A 25,149-nucleotide genomic window follows, 5' to 3' on the forward strand; every position below is an offset into this window, starting at 1 on the left:
CGGCTGGCTGAAAGAGAACCGCCGGATCGTGACCCGCTTCGACAAGCTCGCGAAAAGTTATGCCGCCATGGTCTCACTGGCTTGCTCCATGCGGTGTTTGCGACATCTCTTTTCGTACAGAGCCTAGGAGTGATATGCCCCGTAAAGCGGGGCATATGCTGGTTATGACTTAAAGCCGCTTTTTCCGTTGGCTAGACGCCAAGACTTAATAATTTCAACAATTTTCTCCGGTTTACCATCCTCCGGAGTAGCTGGCCTATACAGGAGATTTATTCCAGAAGGATGCTCAGTTACTTTCCTGAAATGCTGCAGCAAAGGCATGAGTACCTCGTCCGGCTCGTCCTCGTTTGCTCTGTCGATTTCAGCTAGAAACTCCAGGAATTCCTGCTCTGTGTAATCACTTAGTTTTTCCTTGAGTGTCATGGCTTTTCTCCGTAATGAATGGTGTTATGCACCTTTGGCGTTACGATTCTCAAATTGCTCAGGTCGTAAACACCACCGCCTTCACTTATTGGTAGCACGTGATGGATTGCGAAGGTCATCTGGCTCATGTAAATGTCCTCGTCATTCACCAATGGTGCATTTCCATTTTTCCTCATGCGCACTAGATCCCTTTCACTGAACTGTTTAGAAAGTTCAGGATCGTTAGCCACAGACTTCCAGAACCGTCGCCGGAACGCATCAAAGTTTCTGAATTCAACACCTCTCAGCAGATCGGCAATCTGAGCAGGGATTGGCGCACCTTCACGGTTGGCGGCCTGCGCGCGCCATGTCTCTGTAACCTGCACGCCTTGTCCAATGGAGGTCCCAGCCTCAAACCTCGGACTCTTGAACACTACCAGGATAGGTGGCAATCCCGAGTCGATCGGGAAGGTGATGATCAGCCGTTCCTGATCAAGCAGATCCAGTGCTGGATAACCTTCCGTTTCATTGCTTACCGGCCTCAGGCTACTGCCAGTGTAAACAATCGTGCCCGGCGGAGCGGGTGGCAGGCTCGTGGAGCTACCTTCATCACCTCCGGGCGGGCTGGCGGGTGTCCAGGTCAGGATGCGCTGCGGGTTCTCCAGTGCAAGGCTGTAAACCTGCCGTTCTGTATCAAAGGTCGCCGCCCTTACGGCCACCGGTTTTCCGCCTGGCACCACATACAGGCCGATGCCGCTTTCCTCTTCACTACCTGCCAATAGATAAGGCAGGTCGATGCTTGCTGACGAAAGGGCAAGGGTGTCCAAGTCAGGCCCGCCAGGTGGAGCAAGGCTGGAAAGGGGCGTGCTGATCAGGTACCGCCTTTCCGCGTAACCCAGTGTCGAAGGCCATACTGCCGAGAGAACGGCTACGAGCAAGGGGTTGGTGGAAGCTACGGCTGGGGTAGCTAATCGACCTATTGCCGCAATGATTGCTGCGCGAACGGCCGCTGGAGCTAGTTCGCCAGCAAAGGTTGCGGCGCCAATTGGAATGAATGCCGTCGCGGATGCGGCAGTCAGGGTGTCATTGATGTAGCTGATGCTTTGGCGCGCAGCGTCGGCTTGGCGCCGTGCGGCCTCTTCAGCGGCTATTCGTTCGGCTTCTGCTTGCTGACGTGCAGCCTCTTCGGCAGCTATCCGCTCGGCCTCGGCCTGCTGTCGAGCAGCTTCCTCGGCGGCTGCACGTTCCGCCTCGAGCCTTGCTAGCAGTTGCTCCACCACAAGCGCCCGCTGGCTGAGGTTTGCCATGGCCGCGCTGAACTGCTGCAAATAGCGAATGGACTCTGTGAGCGCCAGGGCCCGGTGATAGTCCGCCCAAAGCATGCCGGCTCGGCGGGTGGCCTGTTCATCGGCGAGGTGTTGCAGCGCCTCGACTTGTGGCTTGGAAAGTGGCCCGACGATGTTCGGGTTGGATTCGCTGAACGCGGGTACCTCGGCTTGTTTCGCCGCGATGAGCGCATTGGTGGCATTTGCATACGCCGACAAGCGTTGGGTGAGGGTATCGTTTTCCTGGGTTGGGGTAGATTGAGCCACTTGGTGCTGCAGGAAGTTGGGCAGGCAGTCGAAGCAGATCTGCTGCTCCTGGTGAATTTGCCCAGCACGCCGTTCGATTGCTCTGGGGAGGTCGACAACAGGCTGTGCCAGCTCTGCCTCGTCGACCTGACGAGCCATTTCCGGCAGGTCCGCCGCCAGTGCTTGAAACTTCTGCGCTGCGATGTGCAGGCGGTAGGCGGCATCCACCGACGCGCCGTACGTTTCCCAGACTCGCCGCCCCCATTCCTCGGCGGAGGTACCGATCGGGAATGCACCGTCGTCGTTCAACCGACTGGCAAAGGAGTCGTAGCGCTTGTAAAAAGGAAGGGCGCCGTAGAAGCCTGTTGCCACTGGGGCGACTTGAAGATACTCGGCGCGCTTCTGTTGCAAGCTCGTTGTGTTGAGCTGTTGGCGTAACTCCGCATGCCGGCCAGGGTTGCCACCCGCCCCTGCGATTGCTTGTTGATCAATGGCAGCGCGTTCAGCACCGATTTGCGCGGGAAGCTGCTGAAGGGCGGGCGCATATTCATCGGCGTGGCCATTGTTGACGGATTCAAGTTCCTCGCCGAAAACCGTTCGCCAGCCTTTCTCCCGGGCGAAGGGGCTTGGCCCTCCAGTACCTCGAGGTCGCCCTGCATCCAGCCCCCAGCCGCCATAGCCGCTCCCGGTCAATGGGGGCAATGGGGAGAGAGATGCCCGGTCTGGGGCTGGCGCGCGCGTCCAGACGCCCTCATTCGTATGCAGCGTACCGCCGGCATCACGGAATGATTTACCAAATTTGATAGTTTCATCTTGAGCCATGTAGTCATCCTCCTAATCGCTACATGGCAAGCGTGCTCCGGGCAGTTTTTCCTGTATGTCAGGCGCTGCTCGTCAAGCAGTAGGAGTATTCCTGCTGACTCGAAAGATCTGATTCAAATGTGCTTTTCAGAGACAGGAATAACGCGTTTTTCCTTAACCGCCTTGTAGGAAAAACTCGAATAAATCTCCTTCACCCCCGGCAACCGCTGCAGCACTTCCCGGGTAAATTCTCCGAACGATTCCAGATCCCGGGCCAGTATCTCCAACAGAAAGTCATACCGCCCGGAGATGTTGTGGCATGCAACAATCTCGGGGATTTCCATCAGCCTCTGCTCGAACGCCAGCGCCATCTCCTTGGTATGCGAATCCATCATGATGCTGACGAATGCTGTCACCCCGAACCCTAGTGACTTGGGCGACAAAATGGCCTGGTACCCGGTTATATAGCCGTTGTCTTCCAACAACTTGACCCGTCGCCAGCAGGGCGAGGTGGTCAAGGCAACCTGGTCGGCGAGTTCGGAAACGGTAAGGCGGGCGTTGTCCTGCAAGGCCGCGAGCAGAGCGCGGTCGGTACGGTCGAGGCTTGAAGGCATGATTTGCCCTCCTGGTGTCGTATTTGTTGTTTTCATTCCAAAACAGTCGGGAACGCGTGGGCTATTTTGGAAAAATTCAGGCAGCTCGGTGGCATAAGCTTATAACAAACCACCAGAGGCTGTTGCCATGCGCGACTCCCATAACAACACCGGTTTCTCCACCCGCGCCATCCACCACGGCTACGACCCGCTTTCCCACGGCGGTGCCTTGGTGCCACCGGTTTACCAGACCTCAACCTATGCCTTCCCCAGCGTTGAATACGGCGCGGCGTGCTTTGCCGGGGAGGAGGGTGGGCACTTCTACAGCCGTATTTCCAACCCGACCCTGGCCTTGCTGGAGCAGCGTATGGCTTCACTGGAGGGGGGCGAGGCGGGCCTGGCGCTGGCGTCGGGCATGGGGGCCATCACCTCGACGCTATGGACCCTGTTGCGCCCCGGTGACGAGCTGCTTGTCGGGCGAACGGTGTATGGCTGCACCTTTGCCTATATGCACCACGGCATCGGCGAGTTCGGGGTAAAGGTCCGCCATGTCGACCTCAATGACGCCAAGGCGCTAAAGGCGGCGATCACCCACAAGACCCGGATGATCTACTTCGAAACTCCGGCCAACCCGAACATGCAATTGGTCGATATCGCGGCGGTGGCCGAAGCGGCGCGGGGGCATGACCTGCATATCGTGGTCGACAACACCTATTGCACGCCCTACCTGCAGCGGCCGCTGGAGCTGGGGGCGGACCTGGTGGTGCATTCGGCGACCAAGTACCTCAGCGGCCACGGCGATATCACCGCAGGCCTGGTGATCGGGCGCAAGGCGCTGGTGGACCGGATTCGCCTCGAAGGCCTCAAGGACATGACGGGCGCGGTGCTGTCGCCGCACGATGCCGCGCTGTTGATGCGTGGCATCAAGACGCTCGCGTTGCGCATGGACCGGCACTGCGCGAATGCCCAGCGGGTTGCCGAGTTTCTCGCGCGTCAGCCGCAGGTAGAGCTGATCCAGTATCCGGGACTGCCATCATTTGGCCAATATGAACTGGCGCAGCGGCAGATGCGCCTGCCGGGCGGGATGATCGCTTTCGAGCTCAAGGGCGGGATCGAGGCCGGGCGGCGCTTCATGAATGCGCTGCAACTGTTTGCCCGGGCGGTGAGCCTGGGCGATGCCGAATCGCTGGCGCAGCATCCGGCGAGCATGACCCATTCCAGCTATACCCCCGAAGAGCGGGCGCATCACGGGATTTCCGAGGGGCTGGTGCGGTTGTCGGTGGGGCTGGAGGATGTGGAGGATCTGCTGGTGGATGTGGGGCAGGCACTGAAGGCTTGCAGCTAGGTTGCCTTTCGGGCCTCTTCGCGGGCATGCCCGCTCCCACAGAGATCGCGCAGCCTCAAAACCTGCGCCGTTCCTGTGGGAGAGGGCGTGCCCGCGAAGAGGCCAGTGAATCCAGCCCAAGAAAAAGGCCTCTTGCGAGGCCTTCTTCATTTCAGCGCTTGAGCCCGTAGCTCTCGTCGAGCATGCCCGGCGAGTTCGGCGACTTCGGTGCATAGTCACGTGGCACTTCAGCGGTGTCCTTCGGCGGGGTCAGGCGGTCACGCGGGCCCTGGGTGCCCTCGGAGTGCAGGGCGGCCAGCAGGCGCTGGCGGGTCAGCTCGTCGAGCGCCAGGTGGTTGGCACCGTCGGCCAGGTGATCCTGCACGTCCTGGTAGCTCTGGGTCAGCTTCTTGACCAGAACCGCAGTGCTGTTGAAATGGGTAACCACCTGGTTCTGGTAGCTGTCGAAGCGCTGCTGGATATCATCCAGCTGACGCTGGGTGCTGCTGGGCGCCGCGTTGGGCAGCAGGCGGGCCACGATGAAACCGACCGCCACACCGATGACCAGGGCCAGGGTTGGCAACAACCAAACAAGGAGCGAGAGTTCCACGAGTCCTTCCTCTATAAACGGCTTTGCTTTACGTTAACGGCTCAGACCTGCGCTGTATACCGCGAGCGATCGCAAATCAGAACAGAATTCCTCACCTAGACGAATCGACCCCCTTCGAGGTCACGGAGTAGTGCCTTGCTTGTCCGCGAAACCCCCTTGTTCATCGATGGCCCGATCGGCCAGCTGGAAGCCTTGTACCTGGACGTGGCCGATGCCCGCGGTGCGGTGTTGATCTGCCACCCCAACCCGGTCCAGGGCGGCACCATGCTCAACAAGGTGGTCTCGACCCTGCAGCGCACCGCACGTGACGCCGGCTACGTGACCCTGCGCTTCAACTACCGCGGTGTTGGCCAGAGCGCCGGCAACCATGACATGGGTGCCGGCGAAGTGGCCGATGCCGAGGCCGCCGCAGCGTGGCTGCGCGCGCAGCATCCCGAGCTGCCCTTGGTACTCATGGGCTTCTCGTTCGGTGGCTTCGTCGCCACCAGCCTGGCCGGGCGCCTGGAAGCGCAAGGCGTGGAGCTGCAGCAGCTGTTCATGATCGCCCCGGCGGTAATGCGCCTGACCGCCGACTTCCCGCTGCCGCAGCGCTGCCCGATCGCCGTGGTGCAGCCTGAGGCCGACGAAGTCGTCGATCCGCAGCTGGTTTACGAATGGTCCGACGCACTGGGGCGCCCCCATGAGCTGCTGAAAGTGGCAGAATGCGGACACTTCTTCCATGGCAAGCTGACCGATCTGAAGGATCTGCTGCTGCCGCGCCTTTCGAACTGAGTCAAGCCTGAATAAGCGAACACCCATGACCACGCGTATCCTCACCGGTATCACCACCACCGGCACCCCGCACCTGGGCAACTACGCCGGCGCCATCCGCCCGGCGATCGTCGCCAGCCAGCAGCCGGGTGTCGACTCGTTCTACTTCCTGGCCGACTACCACGCCCTGATCAAGTGCGACGACCCGCTGCGCATCCAGCGCTCGCGCCTGGAAATCGCCGCGACCTGGCTTGCCGGTGGCCTGGACCCGGCCAAGGTGACCTTCTACCGGCAGTCCGACATCCCCGAGATCCCTGAGCTGACCTGGCTGCTGACCTGCGTCGCCGCCAAGGGCCTGCTCAACCGCGCCCACGCCTACAAGGCCTCGGTGGACAAGAACCTGGAAACCGGCGAAGACCCTGATGCCGGGGTGACCATGGGCCTGTACAGCTACCCGGTGCTGATGGCTGCGGACATCCTGATGTTCAACGCTAACAAGGTGCCGGTCGGCCGTGACCAGATCCAGCACGTGGAAATGGCCCGTGACATCGGCCAGCGCTTCAACCACCTGTTCGGCCAGGGCAACGACTTCTTCGCCCTGCCGGAAGCGGTGATCGAGGAGAGCGTGGCGACCCTGCCAGGCCTGGACGGGCGCAAGATGTCCAAGAGTTACGACAACACCATCCCGCTGTTCACCAGCGCCAAGGACATGAAAGACGCCATTTCGCGCATCGTCACCGACTCGCGGGCACCTGGCGAAGCCAAGGACCCGGACAATTCGCACCTGTTCACCCTGTTCCAGGCGTTCTCGACGCCGTCGCAGTGCGCCGAGTTCCGCGAAGAGCTGCTCCAGGGCCTGGGCTGGGGCGAAGCGAAGCAACGCCTGTTCCAGCTGCTCGACGGCCAGCTGGCCGAGAAGCGCGAGCACTACCACCAGCTGATTTCGCGTCCGGCAGACCTGGAGGACATCCTCCTCGCTGGCGCCGCAAAGGCGCGCAAGATCGCCACCCCGTTCCTCGAGCAGCTGCGTGAGGCCGTGGGCCTGCGCTCGTTCCGCAGCAGCGTGCAGGCCAGCACCGAAGTGAAGAAAAAAGCCGCCAAGAGCGCGCGCTTCGTCAGCTTCCGTGATGAAGACGGCAGCTTCCGCTTCCGCCTGCTGGCCGCCGATGGCGAGCAATTGCTGCTATCGCGCAGCTTCGCCGATGGCAAGAGCGCCGGCGCCGTGAGCAAGCAGCTGCAGCAGGGTGGTGACGCTGAGGTGCGCGTTGACGGTCTGGGCTTCAGCCTGTGGCTGAACGACGAGCATGTTGCCGACGGGCCGCAGTTCGGCAGTGCCGAAGCCCGTGATTCGGCGATCGAAAGCCTGCGTGTAGCGCTTCAGCCGCAACAAGACTGAGGCATATTGCCTGTAGGAGCGGGCTTGCCCGCGATCACCGGCGAAGCCGGTGCCATACAGCGTAAAAATGCCTTGAATGAGGCATATTGACGCAAGTCGCATTGCCATTAAGCGGGCCTGTCGCTACAGTGACGGCCCGTTTTTTGTTGCCTCGCTAACGAAATCATGACGCCCCTAGAACGATATCAAGCAGATCTGAAACGTCCCGACTTCTTCCATGACGCGGCGCAGGAAACTGCGGTACGTCACCTGCAGCGTCTGTACGACGACCTGGTGCACGCGCAGAACAACAAGCCGGGCGTGTTCGGCAAGCTGTTCGGCAAGAAGGAGCAGACGCCGGTCAAAGGCCTGTACTTCTGGGGTGGGGTAGGGCGTGGCAAGACCTATCTGGTCGACACCTTCTATGAAGCGCTGCCGTTCAAGCAGAAGATGCGTACGCACTTCCACCGCTTCATGAAGCGCGTCCATGAGGAAATGAAAACCCTCAAAGGCGAGAAGAACCCGCTGACCATCATCGCCAAGCGCTTCAGCGAAGAAGCCAAAGTGATTTGCTTCGACGAATTCTTCGTGTCCGATATCACCGATGCCATGATCCTCGGCACCCTGATGGAAGAGCTGTTCAAGAACGGCGTCTCGCTGGTGGCGACCTCCAACATCGTCCCGGACGGCCTGTACAAGGACGGCCTGCAGCGCGCACGCTTCCTGCCGGCCATCGCCATGATCAAGCAGTACACCGACGTGGTGAACGTCGACAGCGGCGTCGACTACCGTCTGCGTCACCTGGAGCAGGCCGAGCTTTACCACTTCCCGCTCGATGACGCGGCGCACCAGAGCATGCGCGCAAGCTTCAAGGCCCTGACGCCGGAATGCACCCAGGCCGTCGAGAACGACGTGCTGATGATCGAAAATCGCCCGATCAATGCCCTGCGCACCTGCGACGACGTTGCCTGGTTCGACTTCCGCGCCCTGTGCGACGGGCCGCGCAGCCAGAACGACTACATCGAACTGGGCAAGATCTTCCATGCCGTATTGCTGAGCAACGTGGAGCAGATGGGCGTCACCACCGACGACATCGCCCGCCGCTTCATCAACATGGTGGACGAATTCTACGATCGCAACGTCAAGCTGATCATCTCGGCCGAGGTCGAGCTGAAGGACCTGTACACCGGCGGGCGCCTGAGCTTCGAATTCCAGCGGACCCTCAGCCGTTTGCTGGAAATGCAGTCACACGAATTCCTGTCGCGCGCGCACAAGCCTTAGGACACTGGGGCCGCTTTGCGGCCCTTTCGCGACACAAGGCCGCTCCTACAGAAATTCGCGTTCCCCTGTAGGAGCGGCCTTGTGTCGCGAAAGGGCTGCAAAGCAGCCCCATTGGCCTCAAGCCTCTTGTACGAATTGCTGCCGATACTGGTTTGGCGACAACTCCGTGTGCTGGCGGAACAACCTCGCAAAGAAACTCGCATCGTCATAACCGACCTCATAACTGATAGTCTTGATGCTCTTGCGTGTGCTCGACAGCAATCCCTTGGCTGTCTCGATGCGTAACCGTTGCAGGTAGTGCAGCGGTTTGTCACCGGTCGCCCCTTGAAAACGGCGCATGAAGTTGCGGATGCTCATGCCATGGTTGCGAGCCACATCCTCGAAGCGGAACTTGTCGGCGAAATGCTCCTCCAGCCAGTGCTGGATCTGCAGGATGATCAGGTCCTGATGCAGCTTCTGGCCGCCGAAGCCCATGCGCCCTGGCGTGTAGTTGCGCTGCACCTCGTAGAGGATATCGCGGGCTACGGCACGCGCTACATTGGCGCCGCAGAAACGCTCGATCAGGTAGATGTACAGGTCACAGGCTGATGTGGTGCCGCCGGCGCAGTACAGGTTGTCGGCGTCGGTCAGATGCTTGTCCTGGTTCAGGCGGATCTTCGGGAAGCGCTCGGCGAAACTGTTGAAGAAGCGCCAGTAGGTGGTCGCCTCCTTGCCATCGAGCAGGCCGGATTCGGCCAGCCAGAACACCCCGCTGGCTTCGGCGCAGAGCACGGCGCCACGGGCGTGCTGTTCGCGCAGCCAAGGCAGCACCTGTGGATAACGTTGCAGCAGGTTGTCGAAATCGTCCCAGAAGGCCGGGAGGATGATGACGTCGGCATCGTCGAGGCCGCCATCGACCGGCAATTGCACATTGCTGAAGCTGTCCACCGGCTGGGCATCGGGGCTCACCAGGCGAATCTCGAACATGGGCTGCAAGCCCAGGCCCAGCTGCTTGCTATAGCGCAAGCTGGCGAGGTGGAAGAAATCCTTGGCCTGCATCAGGGTCGAAGCGAACACCTTGTCAATGGCCAGGATGCTGACGCGCCGCAACGACGCGGAGGGTTGGGTAAACATCATTGTCATTGTTCTTATAGGGTAGAGTGGTCAATCACCGGCTGGATCGTCTTATTTTTTGGCGATTGTGTCTACCCCGCCCCCTCAAGGTCTGCACCAAACCCTGTGGGCGCGGGTTTACCCGCGATGAAGCCGATACCGGGTTCAGCTCAAGGCGCCGGGTTCGGCTGCTCCTGATGGATCGCCTCGATCCCCGCGAGCAGTTCATCACTGAGGTTCAGCTGCAGGCTGTCGAGGTTGCTCTGCAGCTGCACCAGGTCGGTTGCGCCGATGATGTTGCTGGTGACGAATGGCTGCCGGGTCACGAACGCCAGGGCCATTTGTGCCGGGTCCAGGCCATGCGCCCGGGCCAGTTGTACATAACGGCTGCAGGCTGCCACGGTCTGCGGGTTGGAGTAGCGGGCGAAGCGGCTGAACAGGGTCAGCCGGCCTTTTTCCGGTCGGGCACCGTTCTCGTACTTGCCCGAGAGCATGCCGAATGCCAGTGGCGAATAGGCCAGCAGGCCGCATTGCTCGCGGATAGCCACCTCCGCCATGCCCACTTCGAAGCTGCGGTTGAGCAGGTTGTAAGGGTTCTGGATCGACACCGCCCGCGACCAGCCGCGGCTATCGGCCAGGTGCAGGAACTTCATGGTGCCCCATGGCGTTTCGTTGGACAGGCCGATGTGCCGGATCTTGCCGGCACGTACCTGTTCGTCGAGCACTTCGAGGGTCTCTTCCAGTGGGGTGAACAGGTCGTTGGCCAAGTGCTGGTAGCCCAGCTTGCCGAAGAAGTTGGTGCTGCGCTCCGGCCAGTGCAGCTGGTAAAGGTCGATGCGGTCGGTCTGCAGGCGCTTGAGGCTCTGGTCCAGCGCGGCGACGATGTGCTGGCGGTTGTGCTTGAGCTGGCCGTCGCGGATGTGGCTGATGCCATTGCCGGGCCCGGCGACCTTGCTGGCCAGTACCCAGTCATCGCGATCGCCGTTGGCACGGAACCAGTTGCCAATGATGCGCTCGGTGGCGGCATAGGTTTCCGGGCGTGGCGGCACCGGATACATCTCGGCGGTGTCGATGAAGTTGATGCCGCTGGCCTTGGCCAGGGCAATCTGCTCGAAGGCCTCGTCCTGGGTGTTCTGCTCGCCCCAGGTCATGGTGCCCAGGCACAGGGCGCTGACGTCGAGGTCGGTACGGCCGAGCTTGCGGTATTCCATCGGGAAAACACTCCTTGGCAAAAGAAGCCCATCAAAGCAGGTTGAAATTTTTCGCGCAATCTGGATAATTCTGCACCTCTCCGCGTGGCGGAAGTGATGCACCACCACGCAGGAAGAACCCCGTCGAACATTGGCGTGCCCGACCCGAGCCCCCAAAAGCGTCAGCGTTCGGCTGCGCGCTTGCCCTTGGCAAGCTGTGCACTATCCAGTAAGATTCGCCGTCTATTTTTCGCTGGGCGGCCTCTGAGGCTTTAGAGAATGAAAACTTTTACTGCTAAACCGGAAACAGTAAAGCGCGAGTGGTTCGTAGTCGACGCCGCTGGCCAGACCCTGGGTCGTCTGGCTACCGAAATCGCTAGCCGTCTGCGTGGCAAGCACAAACCAGAATACACCCCTCACGTTGACACCGGCGACTACATCGTCGTCATCAACGCTGAACAGGTTCGTGTGACTGGTGCCAAGTCTTCCGACAAAATGTACTACTCCCACTCCGGTTTCCCAGGCGGTATCAAGGAAATCAACTTCGAGAAGTTGATCGCCAAGGCCCCTGAGCGTGTTATCGAAACCGCGGTCAAAGGCATGCTGCCTAAGAACCCGCTGGGTCGCGACATGTACCGCAAGCTGAAAGTGTACGCGGGTGCTGCTCACCCACACACTGCTCAGCAGCCTCAAGAACTGAAGATCTAACGGGAAAGTTCATTATGTCGGCGACTCAAAATTACGGCACTGGCCGTCGCAAGACCGCAACCGCTCGCGTATTCCTGCGTCCGGGTACTGGTAACATTTCCATCAACAACCGTTCTCTGGACGTGTTCTTCGGTCGCGAAACCGCTCGCATGGTTGTTCGCCAGCCGCTCGAGCTGACCGAAACCGTTGAGAAGTTCGACATCTACGTCACCGTTTCCGGTGGTGGTGTCAGCGGTCAGGCCGGTGCTATCCGTCACGGTATCACCCGCGCTCTGATGGAATACGACGAAACCCTGCGTGGCGCTCTGCGTCGTGCTGGCTACGTCACCCGCGACGCTCGTGAAGTTGAGCGTAAGAAAGTGGGTCTGCGTAAAGCGCGTAAGCGTCCTCAGTACTCCAAGCGTTAATACCGCTTCGGCAGTCGAAGAAAGCCCGGTTCCTTGGAACCGGGCTTTTTTTTGTGCTTGAACTAACCTGTCAGCATGTCGGTGACCACTGGTCGCATAGACGCAGATCAAGCAAAGCGCGGGTTATGGCTCCCTGTGGGGGTAATCACCTTGTCACTGTGTGGATTTGTTTCTTACCATGGCGACCAATTTTTAGTGCCACAGACACAACCTAAGTACAGGTCAGGTCCAACTGGCCAAGCAAGCTGATGGGAGAGGACTGAATGAGCAATGACGGCGTCAACGCAGGCCGGCGCCGCTTCCTCGTAGCCGCGACATCCGTGGTCGGGGCAGCGGGGGCAGTGGGGGCTGCGGTACCGTTCGTGGGGTCATGGTTTCCCAGTGCCAAGGCGAAGGCAGCCGGGGCACCGGTGAAGGTCAATATTGCCAAGGTCGAGCCTGGGCAGCAGATGGTTGCCGAATGGCGTGGCCAGCCGGTATTCATCGTGCGGCGTACCCAGGAGATCCTTGGCAACCTCAAGAAGATCGAAGGCGACCTCTCCGATCCTCAATCGAAAAGCTCGGTGCAGCCGACCTATGTCGACCCCGAAGTCCGCTCGATCAAGCCGGAAATCCTCATTCTCGTCGGCCTCTGCACGCACCTGGGTTGCTCGCCGACCTTTCGCCCGGAAGTTGCGCCCGCAGACCTCGGGCCGAAGTGGGTCGGTGGCTATTTCTGCCCTTGCCACGGCTCCCACTACGACCTGGCCGGTCGTGTCTACAAGGCGCAACCGGCGCCTCTCAACCTGCCAGTACCGCCGCATTCTTATGAGTCGGACGACATCGTCGTCATCGGCGTCGACCAGGAGAAAGCATGATGAGCAAGTTCATGGACTGGATTGACGCGCGCTTCCCCGCCACCAAGATGTGGGAAGATCACCTGAGCAAGTATTACGCGCCCAAGAACTTCAACTTCCTGTATTTCTTCGGCTCGCTGGCACTGCTGGTGCTGGTCAACCAGATCGTCACTGGCGTATGGCTGACCATGAGTTTCACGCCCTCGGCGGAAGAGGCCTTTGCCTCGGTCGAGTACATCATGCGTGACGTCGAGTACGGCTGGATCCTGCGCTATCTGCACTCCACCGGCGCTTCGGCATTCTTCATCGTGGTTTACCTGCACATGTTCCGCGGCCTGCTCTATGGCTCGTACCAGAAGCCTCGTGAGCTGGTGTGGCTGTTCGGCATGCTGATCTACCTGGCGCTGATGGCGGAAGCGTTCATGGGCTACCTGCTGCCTTGGGGGCAGATGTCCTACTGGGGGGCCCAGGTGATCATCTCGCTGTTTGGCGCCATACCGGTGATCGGCGGCGACCTGACCCAGTGGATCCGTGGTGACTACCTGATTTCGGGCATCACCCTGAACCGCTTCTTCGCCTTGCACGTGGTGGCTTTGCCAATCGTGATTCTTGGCCTGGTGGTGCTGCATATCCTGGCCCTCCACGAAGTAGGCTCGAATAACCCCGATGGTGTCGACATCAAGAAGAAAAAGGACGAAAACGGCATTCCGCTCGACGGCATTCCGTTCCACCCGTACTACACGGTGAAAGACATCGTCGGTGTGGTGGTCTTCCTGTTCGTGTTCTGTGCCGTGGTGTTCTTCTTCCCGGAGATGGGCGGTTATTTCCTGGAAAAACCCAACTTCGAGCAGGCTAACGCGTTCAAGACGCCCGAGCATATCGCGCCTGTGTGGTACTTCACGCCGTTCTACGCGATCCTGCGGGCGGTGCCCGACAAGCTCATGGGTGTAATCGCCATGGGTGCTGCAATTGCCGTGCTGTTCGTGCTGCCCTGGCTCGATCGCAGCCCGGTGCGCTCCATGCGCTACAAGGGCTGGATCAGCAAGGTCTTCCTGCTGGTGTTCTGCATCGCCTTCGTCATCCTCGGCATCCTCGGCGTACTGGCGCCTACGCCTGGGCGTACCTTGCTGTCGCAGGTGTGCACGGTGCTGTACTTCGCCTACTTCGTGTTGATGCCGTTCTACACAAGGCTCGAGAAGACCAAACCGGTTCCGGAAAGGGTGACTGGCTGATGAAAAAGTTGATTGCAGTATTTTTGCTGGCAGTGATGCCTGCCTTTTCCTTCGCTGCCGAACACGGCCTGGAGCTGGACAAGGTCGATATCGACCTGACCGACAAAGCGGCCATGCAGGACGGTGCGCGCACCTTCGCCAACTATTGCATGGGTTGCCACAGTGCCAAGTTCCAGCGTTACGAGCGGGTTGCCGATGACCTCGGTATCCCTCACGAGTTGATGCTCGAGAAGCTGGTGTTCACCGGGGCCAAGATTGGCGATCACATGCAGATCGGCATGCAGCCCAGCGACGCCAAGACCTGGTTCGGTGCTGCACCGCCCGACCTTACCCTGGTTGCGCGGGTGCGGGGTACCGACTGGCTGTACACCTACCTGCGCAGCTTCTATGAAGACAAGTCGCGCCCGTACGGGGTCAACAACAAGGTGTTCCCGAACGTCGGCATGCCCAACGTGCTGGTCGGCCTGCAAGGCAACCAGGTGATTGGTTGCAAGCAGGTGCAGATGGTGGTCGATGGCAAGAAGCAATTTGACCCATTGACGGGTAGCCCGCTCACCCATGAAGCCTGTGACCAGCTGACCATTACGCCGAATTCCGGTACCCTGAACACCGAGCAGTTCGACGAGAAGGTCAAGAATCTGGTGACCTTCCTGGCCTATTCGGCCAACCCGGTCAAACTGGAAAGCCAGCGCATCGGTACCTATGTGTTGCTGTACCTGGCTTTCTTCTTCGTATTTGCCTACTTGCTCAAGCGCGAATACTGGAAGGACGTGCACTGATCACGCAGTAATTTCTGGTAGTTGAACGCGCCCGCGGGGGCTGGCAAATTTGCCGGGCCCCCGCGGGCGCGTTTTCATTTAGAGTTTACAAGCATCCCCTGCGAGGAGGCGCTACATGGGCGCAACCAACCGGTTAGCCTGTTATTCCGACCCTGCTGACCATTATTCTCATCGGGTACGCCTCGTGCTCGCCGAGAAGGGCATCAACGTGCAGGTGATCGACGTCGACCCTGCGCGTCTGCCAGCCAGGCTGGCAGAGGTGAACCCTTACGGCAGCGTACCGACCCTGGTCGATCGTGACCTGGCGTTGTATGAGTCGACCGTGGTGATGGAATACCTCGAGGAGCGTTACCCGCATCCGCCGTTGATGCCGGTCTACCCGGTGGCGCGTGGTAATAGCCGTCTGCTGATGCACCGCATCCAGCGTGACTGGTGCGCCCTGGCGGATACCATTCTCGACCCGCGCAGCGCTGAGGCCGCCCGTGTCGAGGCGCGCAAAGCGCTGCGCGAAAGCCTGACCGGCGTCTCGCCGCTGTTCGGCGAGTTTGCTTGCTTCATGAGTGAGGAGCAAAGTCTGGTCGACTGTTGTCTATTGCCCATACTGTGGCGTTTGCCGGTTATGGGTATCGAGTTGCCGCGGCAGGCCAAGCCGCTGCTGGATTACATGGAGCGGCAGTTCGCCCGCGAGCCTTTCCAGGCGAGCCTGTCCTCTGTTGAACGTGAAATGCGCAAGCTTTAAGGAGCCGTTGATGAACTCCAGTCGCCCCTACCTGGTTCGAGCACTGTACGAATGGATCGTCGACAACGATTGCACCCCCCATATGCTGGTCAATGCCGAATTCCCGGCTGTCCAGGTGCCACAAGGTTTTGCCAGTGATGGCCAGATTGTCCTGAACATTTCGCCAAGTGCCGTGCGCAACCTGCACATGGATAACGACGCGGTAAGCTTCGAGGGGCGCTTCAGTGGCGTTGCCCACTCGTTGTTCGTGCCAGCAGGTGCCATCCTGGGGATCTATGCTCGCGAGAATGGCCAAGGCATGGTCTTCGAGCTGGAGCCACCGCTGATGGATGGCGATGAACTGGAAGACGATGCTGTCGAACCGGATGACGATGGCCCGCCGGAAGGGGGTGGCCAGCCTCCACGTCCAAGTGGGCGACCCAGCCTGAAGGTGGTCAAGTAATAAAAAAGGCGATCCGCATGGATCGCCGTTTTTTTTTGCCAAGCTGAGCTTACAGGTCGCTGATGGTGCGAACCTGGTCCCGATTGATGCGGGTGCGCTTGCCGTCGAGCTGCTGGAATTCGTAGAAGCCCGAGTCCTTGTCGAAGTGCGGGGCGTCGACAGCCTGGATTTCGCGGCCGTCGTTGAGGGTGATCAGGCTTGGGGTCGAGCAGCCAGCCAGGGTGGCGAAGGTGCCGAGCAGCAGGGCGGGCAGCAGAAGCTTTTTCATGCGGTATTTCCTGGAAATTGAACGGGTGGGGCAAGTTGCCGCCGATGCCAGCCGGTAGCGGGCAGCGGCGGCAACTGAATCAGTCGATGTACTCGAACAGCTTGACGATCTTCTGCACGCCAGAGACACCTTGAACCACGGCGGTGGCGGAGTTGGCCTCTTGCTGGGTCACCAGGCCCAGCAGGTAGACGATGCCGTTCTCGGTGATGACCTTGATGCGCGAGCTGGGCACGGCATTGTCGGTGAGCATCTGGGCCTTGATCTTGGTGGTCAGCCAGGCATCGTTGTTGCGCGCCAGGATCGACGAGGGCTGCATCACCTGCAGTTCGTTGTGTACCTTCTTCACTCGCTGGACCTGGCTGGCCGTCTGTTCGGCCAGGCTCTTGAGGTCGGCACGCGGGGTTTGCCCGGCGAGCAGGACGATACCGTTGTAGCTGCTGACGACGATGTGCGAGCTCTTGTCCAGGTCAGGGCTGGCCTTGGCAATGTTCACCGAAGCCTTGGTTTCGATCAGCGAGTCGTCGATCTTGCTGCCAATGGTGCGGGTGCCGCGATCATCCTCGATCGGCGAGTTGCGGGTCGAGGTCAGTACCGAGCTGCAGCCGGTGACGCTCAGGCACAGGGTAAGGGCCATCAGGCCGAGGCGCATGGGGGTCATTCTTCACTCCCGAACAGTTGGCTGTCGATCAGATCGCACAGGCAGTGGATCGCCAGCAGGTGGACTTCCTGGATACGTGCGGTGACCATCGACGGTACGCGGATTTCCACGTCTTCCGGCAGCAGCAGCGATGCCATGCCGCCGCCGTCACGTCCGGTCAATGCTACGACAATCATTTCGCGATCATGTGCGGCCTGGATCGCTTGAATCACGTTGGCAGAGTTGCCGCTGGTCGAAATCGCCAGCAGTACGTCGCCGGGCTGGCCCAGGGCGCGAATCTGCTTGGAGAAGATTTCGTTGTAGCTGTAGTCGTTGGCGATCGAAGTCAGCGTCGAGCTGTCGGTGGTCAGGGCGATGGCCGGCAGGCTCGGGCGCTCACGCTCGAAGCGGTTGAGCAGCTCCGAAGAGAAGTGCTGGGCATCGCCGGCTGAGCCGCCATTGCCGCAGGCGAGCATCTTGCCTTCGTTGAGCAGCGCATTGACCATGACCAGGCTAGCCTGCTCGATGTGCGGTGCCAGGATGTCCATTGCCTGTTGCTTGGTGTCGATGCTGGCCTGGAACAGCCGGCGAATTCGGGATTGCATGTCCATCTGGTGACCTTAAGTGGGGCGGTGGCCTTTGCTACGCGCAACAAGGACCAGCCCGCGAAACATAGAGCAAAAAAATCGGAGTGGGTTCAGCATTCGAAGGCGTTTTTCAGCCATTGAAGTGGCCGGCCTGCATGGTGACTGCCCTGCAAGGCGACAACGTCGAAGCGGCAGGGGTGATTGGCCCAGCGGGACTCCTTCTGCAGGAACAGTGTGGCGGCAAGCACCAGTCGTTTCTGCTTGCGCCCGTCAATGCTGCCGAGGGCGCCACCGAAGTCCGCGTGCAACCGGTAGCGGACTTCGACGAATACTACTGTATCGGCGTCGAGCATGACCAGATCAAGCTCGCCGCCTTTGCATCGCCAATTGCGCGTCAGCAGTTGCAGGCCTTGCCCTTGAAGGTACTCAAGGGCTTGGTTTTCTGCTGCCTGGCCGGCGCTGCTTGGCGATGCTGCGGGCATCAGCGCGAGGTATCTGGCAGGCGCTTGACCTGGCCACCAGCAAACTCGGCCCATGGCAACTGGCGCTCGACGCGCTGGCTGGCGTTGATGCTCAGGCTGCCGGACAGGCCTTGCACGCGGTTGTCTGGCAGTGCCTTGAGCTGGCCCAGGCGCGGCGCCAGGCTGTAAGCGTCGACACCCATCGCATACAGGCGGCCGAGGCTGCCGGCAGCCTGTGGCCACTGCTGTACCACCTGCTGGCGCAGGCTGTTGCTGGTGTCGAGCAGCCATGGGGTTTCGCAGAAGCGAATGCCGTTCATGTCGTTGTACTGGTTGACGTCACCGCTGGCGCTGTACAGGTTCGAGGTGGCGTAGACCGGTACGTCCCCGGCGTACTGGAAGTTCAGCGTCGGTTTGATCTGCTGCGCCTGCTGCGGGGTCGAGGCGAGGAAGATGAAGTCGATGTCCTGGCGGCGCGACGGTTGTGCCGCGATAGTACCGCCCACGGTGCTCTGCAGGCTCTGGGCGCGGCCTTCGCTCTGGCGCAGCTGGAACAGGTTGGCGATCTGCTGGGCGAGGGCGACCGGCTGGGCGATGCGCTCGGCGGCGATGATGGTGCCACCATTGCCTTCCCAGTCCTGGCGGAAGGCGGCCAGTACGCGGTCACCCCACTCACCGCTCGGTACCAGGGCAACGGCGCGGACCATGCCATCAGCACGGGCGCGGCGCGCCACTTCACGGGCTTCGTCCTCGGCGGCGAGGCCGAACTGGAACAGCTGCGGTGGTGCTTTCTGGCCGGCGTCGGCGTAGTTCAGGGCGAGGGTGGTGATGGGCAGTTGGCTGTTGCCAGCGAGTTGCTTGACCAGCGGCTTTTCAAGCGGGCCGACCACCAGTTGCACGCCATCGGCCTGGGCCTGGCGATAGAAGGCATCGAGCGAGCCGATGCGCGAGCTGTCGTAGACCTGCACGGCAGGCGCTTGCCCGCCCGCTTGCTGGGCCTGGAAGTGGGCGGCCATGAAGCCGTCACGCAGGGCTCGGGCAACGCCGGCCAGCGGGCCTTCCTGGGGCAGCAGCAGGGCGATCTTGGTCAGCGGCTGGCTGGCCAGTTCCTTGAGCTTGGTCAGCGCCGTTGGCAGCTGCTTGGCGGCTGGGTGATCAGGGTGCTGTTTGCGCCAGGCTTCGATGGCAGCCTGCTGCTGCTCCAGGGTGCCGGCGCTTTTCACTGCCAGCGCCAGGCTGGCCCAGCCGGCCAGGATTTCGTTGTTGGCTGGCTGTTGCAGCTGCTCGGCCGGCAGCGAGGCGACCAGGGCCCAGATCGCGTCATGGTTCGCGCTGGCGGCCTGGCCACTGAGCAGCGGGCTCAGCAGCACGCGTTGCTGGGCGGCGGCCATGGCCTGGCCATCGGCTTCGAGGGCGGCGGCATGGACGCTGTAGGTGCGCACCTGCTGTTGCTCCGGCAGCTCTGCAATGTGTTGCAGGCTCGGATGGGACAGCGCGGTCAGGGCCGCCTTGGGCTGGTTGCGGCTCATGGCGAGTTCCGCGCCGAGGGTGGCGGCGAAAATCTGCTGGGCTGGCTTGAGCGTGTCCATCGGCACCTGTTCGAGGATGCGTGCCGCGCGTGGGAAGTCCTTCTGCTTGTAAGCCAGGTCGGCTGCGCTCAGGCGCAGCAGGGCAGCGTCTTCCGCGGACTTGCTGGTGGCGGCCTTCTCGAGCAGTTGCTCGATGCTGGCATCCGGGGTGCGTGGCAGTTCGCCCAGGCTGGATGAGGGCGAGCTGGCGCAGGCTGCCAGCAGGGCAGCGAGGCAGAGGGCTGTGAACAGCCGCAGGCAAGCGATCATGTAAAGGTCCTGTTACTCGATCAAGTTGGCCGGCAATTGTACCCAAGCAGCAGCCGGGGCGCGATCTGCCGTTAGCGGAACCTTCACTATAGGTGGCGTGCGCAGGAGGGCCGAAGAAGTTCTTTGCGCCCTGTTACCGGTGCTCGGGCTACAATGACGCCTTTGATCCGAAAGGCAGGGTGTGTGCAGTGACTGATGTGGCCGGGACTTCGAAATCCACCATGGGGACGCTTTATGTGGTCGCGACGCCCATTGGCAACCTTGATGACATGAGCGCCAGGGCGCTCAAGGTGCTGGCCGATGTCGCCCTGATCGCTGCCGAGGACACCCGGCATTCGATCCGCCTGCTGCAGCACTTCGGCATCGACACGCCGTTGGCGGCCTGCCATGAACACAACGAGCGCGACGAGGGTAGCCGCTTCATTGGCAAGTTGCTGGCCGGTGAAGATGTGGCGCTGGTATCCGATGCCGGTACGCCACTGATTTCCGATCCGGGTTACCACTTGGTGCGTCAGGCCCGTGCCGCCGGTGTCAGCGTGGTGCCCGTGCCTGGCGCCTGCGCCCTGATTGCCGCGCTGTCGGCAGCCGGCCTGCCATCCGACCGCTTCATCTTCGAAGGCTTCCTGCCCGCCAAGGCCGCGGGTCGTCGTGCGCGTCTGGAGCAGGTCAAGGAGGAGCCTCGCACGCTTATTTTCTACGAGGCGCCACACCGCATTCTGGAGTGCCTCGAGGACATGGAGCTGGTGTTCGGTGCCGAACGTCCGGCGCTGCTGGCCCGTGAGCTGACCAAGACCTTCGAGACCCTCAAGGGGCTGCCGTTGGCTGAGCTGCGTGCGTTCGTCGCCGGCGACAGCAATCAGCAACGGGGCGAGTGCGTGGTGCTGGTGGGTGGCTGGAGTGCGCCTGAGGGCGAAGATGCGATCAGCGCCGAGGCCCGGCGCGTGCTGGACCTGTTGCTGGCCGAGTTGCCGCTGAAAAGGGCGGCGGCATTGGCGGCGGAAATCACTGGTGTGCGCAAGAACCTGCTGTATCAGGTGGCCCTGGAAAAGCAGAAAGCGCAGTAGTGGCAATCAGGCATAGTTGACGGTATCGCTTGTTCTTGCGCGCGCGTGCCGTTAACCTTGTCGGCGGAGAGTCGATCGGACAGTCGCTGCCGTCTTTTGTTCCGCAAAAGATGGGGGAGGAAAGTCCGGGCTCCATAGGGCAGAGTGCCAGGTAACGCCTGGGAGGCGCGAGCCTACGGAAAGTGCCACAGAAAATAACCGCCTAAGCACTTCGGTGCCGGTAAGGGTGAAAAGGTGCGGTAAGAGCGCACCGCACGGCTGGCAACAGTGCGTGGCTAGGTAAACCCCACTCGGAGCAAGACCAAATAGGGTTCCATCAGGCGTGGCCCGCGTCGGAACCGGGTAGGTTGCTAGAGGCGTCCAGTGATGGCCGTCGTAGAGGAATGACTGTCCTCGACAAAACCCGGCTTACAGATCGACTCTCCACCTTTTCCTGTCCTGCTTGAATCGATAGCAGATAGCTCCTGGTAATACCAAAAAGATCTTACTCTTAATAATTCACTTTAACTTCGAACGACATTTGTTTGAGTCGGTTTGATTTTTCTCGCGTTTTTCCCCTCCTGGCAGTCTTTCCTCGTTCCTTTGTTGCGCTAAATCTCGGTCCTGTAAGGGATTTCCTTATGAACGTGCCTTGACGGTGCAGCGGACGGATTCCTATAGTGTGCGCAAGTGGCAGAAAGTGGGATGAAGTGGGTTTTCTGACACAAAAAAGCTAACATTGTGGGGAATCGCAGCCGTGTTCCGCGGAGCCAACGCCGTCAGCCTCGATGCCAAGGGCCGTCTCGCCATGCCGAGCCGGTACCGTGACGAGCTCGATTCGCGTTGCAATGGTCAGCTGATCGTGACCATCGACGCCGTAGACCCCTGCTTGTGTGTTTATCCCCTCGATGAGTGGGAACAGATTGAAGCCAAGTTGCGTGCCTTGCCGTCGTTGCGTGAGGAAAACCGCCGCCTGCAGCGTTTGCTGATCGGCAATGCGGTTGACCTGGAGCTCGATGGCAGTGGGCGTTTCCTGGTGCCGCCCCGCCTGCGTGAGTACGCCAAGCTGGACAAAAAGGCGATGTTGGTGGGGCAGCTGAACAAATTCCAGCTGTGGGACGAGGATGCCTGGAACGCGGTTTCGGCAGCCGACCTTGCAGCTATCCAACAACCGGGTGCCATGCCCGACGATTTGCGTGACCTGATCCTGTGACCATAGATAGCGGCTTCAACCACATCACCGTCCTGCTCGACGAAGCTGTCGAGGCATTGGCCCTGCGCGCCGACGGTTGCTATCTGGACGGCACCTTCGGGCGTGGCGGCCATAGCCGCCTGATCCTCAGCAAGCTCGGGCCGCAAGGGCGGCTTCTGGGCTTCGACAAAGATCCTCAAGCGATTGCCACCGGGCAAGCGCTGGCGGCCGAAGACGGCCGCTTTGTCATTGTGCAGCGCAGCTTTGCCGAGCTTGGTTCGGAAGTCGCCGAGCGTGGTCTGCACGGCAAGATCAGCGGCATCCTGCTTGATCTGGGCGTGTCTTCACCGCAGCTGGATGACCCTGAGCGCGGCTTCAGCTTTCTCAATGACGGCCCGCTGGACATGCGCATGAACCCGCATCAGGGCATCAGTGCCGCCGAGTTCATTGCTACCGCACCTGTCGAAGAAATTGCCCGCGTGTTCAAGGAATACGGCGAAGAGCGTTTTGCCGGGCGCATGGCGCGTGCCGTGGTCGAGCGCCGCGAAAAGCAACCGTTCACCCGCACCGCTGACCTGGCTGAAGTGCTCAAGGTTGCAAACCCGGCCTGGGAAAAGGGCAAGAACCCGGCGACCCGGGCCTTCCAGGGCCTGCGCATCCACGTCAACAACGAACTGGGTGACCTGGAGGCTGGCCTCGAAGCAGCGCTCGACGCCCTGGAAGTGGGCGGCCGCCTGGCGGTCATCAGCTTCCATTCACTGGAAGACCGCATCGTCAAACTGTTCATGCGCAAGCTGGTCAAGGGCGAGGCCGACAATCTGCCGCGCAATCTGCCGGTACAGCACAAGGTCTTCGAGCCGAAGATCAAGCTGATCGGCAAGGCCCAGTTTGCCTCTGAGGCCGAACTCAAGGCCAACCCACGGTCGCGCAGCGCCGTGATGCGGGTTGCGGAGAAGCTTCGGTGAGCCGGCTTTTCGCCAAACCTCTGCCAGGCGGAAGCTTCCTGATGCTTCTGCTGTTTATCGGTGTGCTGGTTTCGGCCATCGCCGTGTCTTACAGCGCCCACTGGAATCGCCAGTTGCTCAACACCCTGTACGGCGAATTGAATGAGCGCGACAAGGCTCAGGCCGAGTGGGGCAGGCTGATTCTGGAACAAAGCACCTGGACCGCCTCCAGCCGTATCGAGAGCCTGGCCTCCGAGCAACTGAAAATGCGTGTGCCTGCGGCTGACGAAGTACGGATGGTGGCGCCATGATGAAGCTCGAAGGCGCACTCTACCCCTGGCGCTTCCGGGTCGTGATCGGCTTGCTCGCGCTGATGGTGGGCGCCATCTGCTGGCGCATCATCGACCTGCAGGTGGTCGACCGTGACTTCCTCAAGGGCCAGGGCGACGCCCGCAGTCTGCGTCATATTCCGATTCCTGCGCACCGTGGCCTGATCACCGACCGCAACGGCGAGCCGCTGGCGGTCAGTACCCCGGTCACCACCCTCTGGGCCAACCCCAAGGAAATGCAGGCGGCCAAGGATCGCTGGCCACAGCTGGCCGCGGCGCTTGGGCAGAACGCCCAGCAGCTGACCGAGCGCCTGACCCAGCAGGCCAACAAAGAGTTCATCTATCTGGTCCGCGGCCTGACCCCGGAGCAGGGCCAGCACGTGCTCGACCTGAAGGTACCGGGCGTGTATGGCCTGGAAGAATTCCGCCGTTTCTATCCGGCCGGTGACGTGACCGCCCACATGGTTGGCTTCACCGACCTCGACGACCACGGCCGCGAAGGTGTGGAGCTGGCCTACGATGAATGGCTGGCCGGCGTGCCCGGCAAGCGGCAAGTGATCAAGGACCGGCGTGGTCGCCTGATCAAGGACATCCAGGTCACCAAGAACGCCAAGGCCGGCAAGACCTTGGCGTTGTCGATCGACCTGCGCCTGCAGTACCTGGCCACCCGCGAACTGCGCAACGCCATCGCCGAACAGGACGCCAAGGCCGGCAGCCTGGTGATCATGGACGTCAAGACCGGCGAGGTCCTGGCCATGGTCAACCAGCCGACCTACAACCCGAACAACCGCCGTAGCATGTTCCCGGCTGCCATGCGTAACCGGGCGATCATCGACGTGTTCGAGCCAGGCTCGACGGTCAAGCCGATCTCGATGAGCGCGGCGCTGCAGAGCGGCCGCTGGAAGCCGACCGACAAGGTCGAAGTGTATCCGGGCAGCCTGCAGATCGGCCGTTACACCATCAAGGACGTGTCCAAGAGCGAGGGGCCGATCCTCGACCTGACCGGCATCCTGATCAACTCTTCCAACGTCGGCATGAGCAAGATCGCCTTCGATATCGGCGGCGAGGCTATCTACCGGGTCATGTCCCAAGTGGGCCTTGGCCAGTACACCGGCCTCGGCTTCCCGGGCGAACGCGTCGGCAACCTGCCTAACCACCGCGAGTGGCGCAAGGCTGAAACCGCGACACTGTCCTACGGCTACGGTGTGTCGGTGACCGCCCTGCAGCTGGTGCATGCCTACGCCGCGCTGGCCAACGACGGCAAGATGGTGCCGCTGTCGATCCTCAAGGTGGACAAGGCGCCCGAAGCGGTGCAGGCCATTCCGAAGGAAACCGCCGAAACCGTCCAAGGCATGCTGCAGCAGGTGATCGAAGCGCCGCGCGGCGTGTTCCGTGCCCAGGTGCCGTTCTACCACGTGGCCGGCAAGTCCGGTACTGCACGTAAGGCCACCGTCGGCTCCAAGGGTTACACCGAAAACGCCTACCGCTCGCTGTTCGCCGGTTTCGGCCCGATGAGCGACCCGCGCTATGCCATCGTCGTGGTCATCGACGAACCGGGCAAAGGTGGTTATTTCGGTGGCCTGGTATCGGCCCCCGTATTCAGCAAGGTCATGTCGGGCACCCTGCGCCTGATGAACGTGCCGCCAGACAACCTGCCGCCGCCAAGCGATCCACAGCAGGCCAGCGCAGCACCCGCCAAGGGAGGGCGTGGATGATGA

27 protein-coding genes, 1 other RNA gene and 1 pseudogene are annotated in these 25,149 nt (G+C 61.1%); 18 read left to right on the forward strand and 11 right to left on the reverse strand.

Annotated features, from left to right (window positions below; translation table 11 throughout):
- Nucleotides 1-127: pseudogene (locus CQW31_RS26195) on the forward strand (IS5/IS1182 family transposase); the annotation flags it as partial.
- A 35-nt stretch (nucleotides 128-162) separates the two neighbouring features.
- Here CQW31_RS26195 and CQW31_RS26200 read toward each other — a convergent pair.
- The 3 genes from CQW31_RS26200 to CQW31_RS26210 form a co-directional block, all read right to left on the reverse strand.
- Nucleotides 163-423: a bacteriocin immunity protein gene (locus CQW31_RS26200; protein WP_099815767.1), complete on the reverse strand. Its 261-nt coding sequence runs from the start codon at nucleotides 421-423 to the stop codon at nucleotides 163-165.
- Entirely contained in the window at nucleotides 420-2,795 is a 2,376-nt protein-coding gene (locus CQW31_RS26205) for an S-type pyocin domain-containing protein (protein ID WP_099815768.1), read from the reverse strand. The genes CQW31_RS26200 and CQW31_RS26205 overlap by 4 nt, the downstream gene beginning before the upstream one ends.
- Nucleotides 2,796-2,908: 113 nt before the next feature.
- Nucleotides 2,909-3,388 carry an Lrp/AsnC family transcriptional regulator gene (locus CQW31_RS26210; protein ID WP_099815769.1) on the reverse strand — a complete coding sequence of 160 codons (480 nt, stop codon included), beginning with the start codon at nucleotides 3,386-3,388 and terminating at the stop codon, nucleotides 2,909-2,911.
- A 127-nt stretch (nucleotides 3,389-3,515) separates the two neighbouring features.
- Here CQW31_RS26210 and CQW31_RS26215 point away from each other — a divergent pair, with 127 nt between their 5' ends.
- Nucleotides 3,516-4,712 carry a methionine gamma-lyase gene (locus CQW31_RS26215; protein ID WP_054884645.1) on the forward strand — a complete coding sequence of 399 codons (1,197 nt, stop codon included), beginning with the start codon at nucleotides 3,516-3,518 and terminating at the stop codon, nucleotides 4,710-4,712.
- A gap of 151 nt (nucleotides 4,713-4,863) precedes the next feature.
- Here the strand turns inward: CQW31_RS26215 and CQW31_RS26220 are convergent, their stop codons facing one another.
- Nucleotides 4,864-5,301 carry a YhcB family protein gene (locus tag CQW31_RS26220; protein ID WP_027918018.1) on the reverse strand — a complete coding sequence of 146 codons (438 nt, stop codon included), beginning with the start codon at nucleotides 5,299-5,301 and terminating at the stop codon, nucleotides 4,864-4,866.
- 135 nt (nucleotides 5,302-5,436) lie between these two features.
- Here CQW31_RS26220 and CQW31_RS26225 point away from each other — a divergent pair, with 135 nt between their 5' ends.
- From CQW31_RS26225 to zapE, 3 genes are all read left to right on the forward strand, one after another.
- A complete protein-coding gene (locus CQW31_RS26225; RefSeq protein ID WP_099815770.1) occupies nucleotides 5,437-6,072 on the forward strand; it encodes an alpha/beta hydrolase in 636 nt (211 codons plus the stop codon).
- Between the two features lie 25 nt (nucleotides 6,073-6,097).
- Entirely contained in the window at nucleotides 6,098-7,447 is a 1,350-nt protein-coding gene (locus CQW31_RS26230; protein WP_099815771.1) for a tryptophan--tRNA ligase, read from the forward strand.
- Between the two features lie 165 nt (nucleotides 7,448-7,612).
- Complete coding sequence (gene zapE, locus CQW31_RS26235; RefSeq protein WP_054884642.1) at nucleotides 7,613-8,707, forward strand: cell division protein ZapE; 1,095 nt, start codon at nucleotides 7,613-7,615, stop codon at nucleotides 8,705-8,707.
- A 117-nt stretch (nucleotides 8,708-8,824) separates the two neighbouring features.
- Here zapE and CQW31_RS26245 read toward each other — a convergent pair whose 3' ends face one another.
- Nucleotides 8,825-9,745 carry a GlxA family transcriptional regulator gene (locus tag CQW31_RS26245; RefSeq protein WP_178075590.1) on the reverse strand — a complete coding sequence of 307 codons (921 nt, stop codon included), beginning with the start codon at nucleotides 9,743-9,745 and terminating at the stop codon, nucleotides 8,825-8,827.
- Nucleotides 9,746-9,969: 224 nt separating this feature from the next.
- Nucleotides 9,970-11,010: an NADP(H)-dependent aldo-keto reductase gene (locus CQW31_RS26250; protein ID WP_054884641.1), complete on the reverse strand. Its 1,041-nt coding sequence runs from the start codon at nucleotides 11,008-11,010 to the stop codon at nucleotides 9,970-9,972.
- A 258-nt stretch (nucleotides 11,011-11,268) separates the two neighbouring features.
- Between CQW31_RS26250 and rplM the strand changes: the two genes are divergently transcribed.
- The 7 genes from rplM to CQW31_RS26285 all read left to right on the forward strand — a co-directional run bounded on the left by rplM (nucleotide 11,269) and on the right by CQW31_RS26285 (nucleotide 16,132).
- A complete protein-coding gene (gene rplM / locus CQW31_RS26255) occupies nucleotides 11,269-11,697 on the forward strand; it encodes a 50S ribosomal protein L13 (RefSeq protein ID WP_003260798.1) in 429 nt (142 codons plus the stop codon).
- A 14-nt stretch (nucleotides 11,698-11,711) separates the two neighbouring features.
- Nucleotides 11,712-12,104 carry a 30S ribosomal protein S9 gene (gene rpsI, locus CQW31_RS26260; protein ID WP_003260797.1) on the forward strand — a complete coding sequence of 131 codons (393 nt, stop codon included), beginning with the start codon at nucleotides 11,712-11,714 and terminating at the stop codon, nucleotides 12,102-12,104.
- Between the two features lie 263 nt (nucleotides 12,105-12,367).
- Nucleotides 12,368-12,961, forward strand: coding sequence for a ubiquinol-cytochrome c reductase iron-sulfur subunit (gene petA, locus CQW31_RS26265; protein ID WP_054884640.1), 594 nt, complete (start codon nucleotides 12,368-12,370; stop codon nucleotides 12,959-12,961).
- Nucleotides 12,961-14,172, forward strand: a complete 1,212-nt coding sequence (locus CQW31_RS26270) for a cytochrome bc complex cytochrome b subunit (protein ID WP_054884639.1) — start codon at nucleotides 12,961-12,963, stop codon at nucleotides 14,170-14,172. Before petA ends, CQW31_RS26270 begins: the two co-directional genes overlap by 1 nt.
- A complete protein-coding gene (locus CQW31_RS26275; RefSeq protein ID WP_054884638.1) occupies nucleotides 14,172-14,951 on the forward strand; it encodes a cytochrome c1 in 780 nt (259 codons plus the stop codon). Before CQW31_RS26270 ends, CQW31_RS26275 begins: the two co-directional genes overlap by 1 nt.
- A gap of 115 nt (nucleotides 14,952-15,066) precedes the next feature.
- A complete protein-coding gene (locus tag CQW31_RS26280) occupies nucleotides 15,067-15,690 on the forward strand; it encodes a glutathione S-transferase N-terminal domain-containing protein (protein ID WP_054884637.1) in 624 nt (207 codons plus the stop codon).
- A gap of 10 nt (nucleotides 15,691-15,700) precedes the next feature.
- Entirely contained in the window at nucleotides 15,701-16,132 is a 432-nt protein-coding gene (locus CQW31_RS26285) for a ClpXP protease specificity-enhancing factor (RefSeq protein ID WP_099815773.1), read from the forward strand.
- 49 nt (nucleotides 16,133-16,181) lie between these two features.
- Here CQW31_RS26285 and CQW31_RS26290 read toward each other — a convergent pair whose 3' ends face one another.
- The 5 genes from CQW31_RS26290 to CQW31_RS26310 all read right to left on the reverse strand — a co-directional run bounded on the left by CQW31_RS26290 (nucleotide 16,182) and on the right by CQW31_RS26310 (nucleotide 19,923).
- Nucleotides 16,182-16,400 carry a YgdI/YgdR family lipoprotein gene (locus CQW31_RS26290; RefSeq protein ID WP_054884635.1) on the reverse strand — a complete coding sequence of 73 codons (219 nt, stop codon included), beginning with the start codon at nucleotides 16,398-16,400 and terminating at the stop codon, nucleotides 16,182-16,184.
- A 79-nt stretch (nucleotides 16,401-16,479) separates the two neighbouring features.
- Nucleotides 16,480-17,058, reverse strand: coding sequence for a BON domain-containing protein (locus CQW31_RS26295; protein ID WP_054884634.1), 579 nt, complete (start codon nucleotides 17,056-17,058; stop codon nucleotides 16,480-16,482).
- On the reverse strand, nucleotides 17,055-17,648 hold the full coding sequence (locus tag CQW31_RS26300; RefSeq protein WP_054884633.1) for a phosphoheptose isomerase: 594 nt from the start codon (nucleotides 17,646-17,648) through the stop codon (nucleotides 17,055-17,057). Before CQW31_RS26300 ends, CQW31_RS26295 begins: the two co-directional genes overlap by 4 nt.
- Before the next feature lie 86 nt (nucleotides 17,649-17,734).
- On the reverse strand, nucleotides 17,735-18,106 hold the full coding sequence (locus CQW31_RS26305; protein ID WP_054884632.1) for a YraN family protein: 372 nt from the start codon (nucleotides 18,104-18,106) through the stop codon (nucleotides 17,735-17,737).
- Nucleotides 18,106-19,923 (reverse strand): penicillin-binding protein activator, encoded by a 1,818-nt coding sequence (locus CQW31_RS26310; RefSeq protein WP_054884631.1) that lies wholly within the window; start codon nucleotides 19,921-19,923, stop codon nucleotides 18,106-18,108. Before CQW31_RS26310 ends, CQW31_RS26305 begins: the two co-directional genes overlap by 1 nt.
- Before the next feature lie 221 nt (nucleotides 19,924-20,144).
- Here CQW31_RS26310 and rsmI point away from each other — a divergent pair, with 221 nt between their 5' ends.
- The 6 genes from rsmI to CQW31_RS26340 all read left to right on the forward strand — a co-directional run bounded on the left by rsmI (nucleotide 20,145) and on the right by CQW31_RS26340 (nucleotide 25,146).
- Nucleotides 20,145-20,987, forward strand: coding sequence for a 16S rRNA (cytidine(1402)-2'-O)-methyltransferase (gene rsmI, locus CQW31_RS26315; RefSeq protein WP_177332364.1), 843 nt, complete (start codon nucleotides 20,145-20,147; stop codon nucleotides 20,985-20,987).
- Nucleotides 20,988-21,054: 67 nt separating this feature from the next.
- An RNA gene (gene rnpB / locus CQW31_RS26320) (RNase P RNA component class A) lies at nucleotides 21,055-21,414 on the forward strand.
- A gap of 309 nt (nucleotides 21,415-21,723) precedes the next feature.
- Nucleotides 21,724-22,179: a division/cell wall cluster transcriptional repressor MraZ gene (mraZ, locus tag CQW31_RS26325; protein WP_011535546.1), complete on the forward strand. Its 456-nt coding sequence runs from the start codon at nucleotides 21,724-21,726 to the stop codon at nucleotides 22,177-22,179.
- Complete coding sequence (gene rsmH / locus CQW31_RS26330) at nucleotides 22,176-23,123, forward strand: 16S rRNA (cytosine(1402)-N(4))-methyltransferase RsmH (protein WP_054884629.1); 948 nt, start codon at nucleotides 22,176-22,178, stop codon at nucleotides 23,121-23,123. Before mraZ ends, rsmH begins: the two co-directional genes overlap by 4 nt.
- Entirely contained in the window at nucleotides 23,120-23,413 is a 294-nt protein-coding gene (gene ftsL / locus CQW31_RS26335) for a cell division protein FtsL (RefSeq protein ID WP_054884628.1), read from the forward strand. Before rsmH ends, ftsL begins: the two co-directional genes overlap by 4 nt.
- Nucleotides 23,413-25,146 carry a penicillin-binding protein 2 gene (locus tag CQW31_RS26340; protein WP_176508370.1) on the forward strand — a complete coding sequence of 578 codons (1,734 nt, stop codon included), beginning with the start codon at nucleotides 23,413-23,415 and terminating at the stop codon, nucleotides 25,144-25,146. The genes ftsL and CQW31_RS26340 overlap by 1 nt, the downstream gene beginning before the upstream one ends.
- Nucleotides 25,147-25,149: the final 3 nt, after the last annotated feature.

The organism is Pseudomonas sp. 382 (assembly GCF_002759075.1).
Taxonomy (GTDB): Bacteria; Pseudomonadota; Gammaproteobacteria; order Pseudomonadales; family Pseudomonadaceae; genus Aquipseudomonas; species Aquipseudomonas vlassakiae.

Excerpts from the sequence above, each read along its gene's own strand:
- CQW31_RS26200 (WP_099815767.1), bottom strand. The coding sequence starts at position 423 with ATGACACTCAAGGAAAAACTAAGTGATTACACAGAGCAGGAATTCCTG.
- CQW31_RS26205 (WP_099815768.1), bottom strand. The coding sequence starts at position 2,795 with ATGGCTCAAGATGAAACTATCAAATTTGGTAAATCATTCCGTGATGCC.
- CQW31_RS26210 (WP_099815769.1), bottom strand. The coding sequence starts at position 3,388 with ATGCCTTCAAGCCTCGACCGTACCGACCGCGCTCTGCTCGCGGCCTTG.
- CQW31_RS26215 (WP_054884645.1), top strand. The coding sequence starts at position 3,516 with ATGCGCGACTCCCATAACAACACCGGTTTCTCCACCCGCGCCATCCAC.
- CQW31_RS26230 (WP_099815771.1), top strand. The coding sequence starts at position 6,098 with ATGACCACGCGTATCCTCACCGGTATCACCACCACCGGCACCCCGCAC.
- zapE (WP_054884642.1), top strand. The coding sequence starts at position 7,613 with ATGACGCCCCTAGAACGATATCAAGCAGATCTGAAACGTCCCGACTTC.
- CQW31_RS26245 (WP_178075590.1), bottom strand. The coding sequence starts at position 9,745 with ATGCAGGCCAAGGATTTCTTCCACCTCGCCAGCTTGCGCTATAGCAAG.
- CQW31_RS26250 (WP_054884641.1), bottom strand. The coding sequence starts at position 11,010 with ATGGAATACCGCAAGCTCGGCCGTACCGACCTCGACGTCAGCGCCCTG.
- rplM (WP_003260798.1), top strand. The coding sequence starts at position 11,269 with ATGAAAACTTTTACTGCTAAACCGGAAACAGTAAAGCGCGAGTGGTTC.
- rpsI (WP_003260797.1), top strand. The coding sequence starts at position 11,712 with ATGTCGGCGACTCAAAATTACGGCACTGGCCGTCGCAAGACCGCAACC.
- petA (WP_054884640.1), top strand. The coding sequence starts at position 12,368 with ATGAGCAATGACGGCGTCAACGCAGGCCGGCGCCGCTTCCTCGTAGCC.
- CQW31_RS26270 (WP_054884639.1), top strand. The coding sequence starts at position 12,961 with ATGAGCAAGTTCATGGACTGGATTGACGCGCGCTTCCCCGCCACCAAG.
- CQW31_RS26275 (WP_054884638.1), top strand. The coding sequence starts at position 14,172 with ATGAAAAAGTTGATTGCAGTATTTTTGCTGGCAGTGATGCCTGCCTTT.
- CQW31_RS26280 (WP_054884637.1), top strand. The coding sequence starts at position 15,067 with ATGGGCGCAACCAACCGGTTAGCCTGTTATTCCGACCCTGCTGACCAT.
- CQW31_RS26285 (WP_099815773.1), top strand. The coding sequence starts at position 15,701 with ATGAACTCCAGTCGCCCCTACCTGGTTCGAGCACTGTACGAATGGATC.
- CQW31_RS26290 (WP_054884635.1), bottom strand. The coding sequence starts at position 16,400 with ATGAAAAAGCTTCTGCTGCCCGCCCTGCTGCTCGGCACCTTCGCCACC.
- CQW31_RS26295 (WP_054884634.1), bottom strand. The coding sequence starts at position 17,058 with ATGACCCCCATGCGCCTCGGCCTGATGGCCCTTACCCTGTGCCTGAGC.
- CQW31_RS26300 (WP_054884633.1), bottom strand. The coding sequence starts at position 17,648 with ATGGACATGCAATCCCGAATTCGCCGGCTGTTCCAGGCCAGCATCGAC.
- CQW31_RS26305 (WP_054884632.1), bottom strand. The coding sequence starts at position 18,106 with ATGCCCGCAGCATCGCCAAGCAGCGCCGGCCAGGCAGCAGAAAACCAA.
- CQW31_RS26310 (WP_054884631.1), bottom strand. The coding sequence starts at position 19,923 with ATGATCGCTTGCCTGCGGCTGTTCACAGCCCTCTGCCTCGCTGCCCTG.
- rsmI (WP_177332364.1), top strand. The coding sequence starts at position 20,145 with ATGGGGACGCTTTATGTGGTCGCGACGCCCATTGGCAACCTTGATGAC.
- CQW31_RS26340 (WP_176508370.1), top strand. The coding sequence starts at position 23,413 with ATGAAGCTCGAAGGCGCACTCTACCCCTGGCGCTTCCGGGTCGTGATC.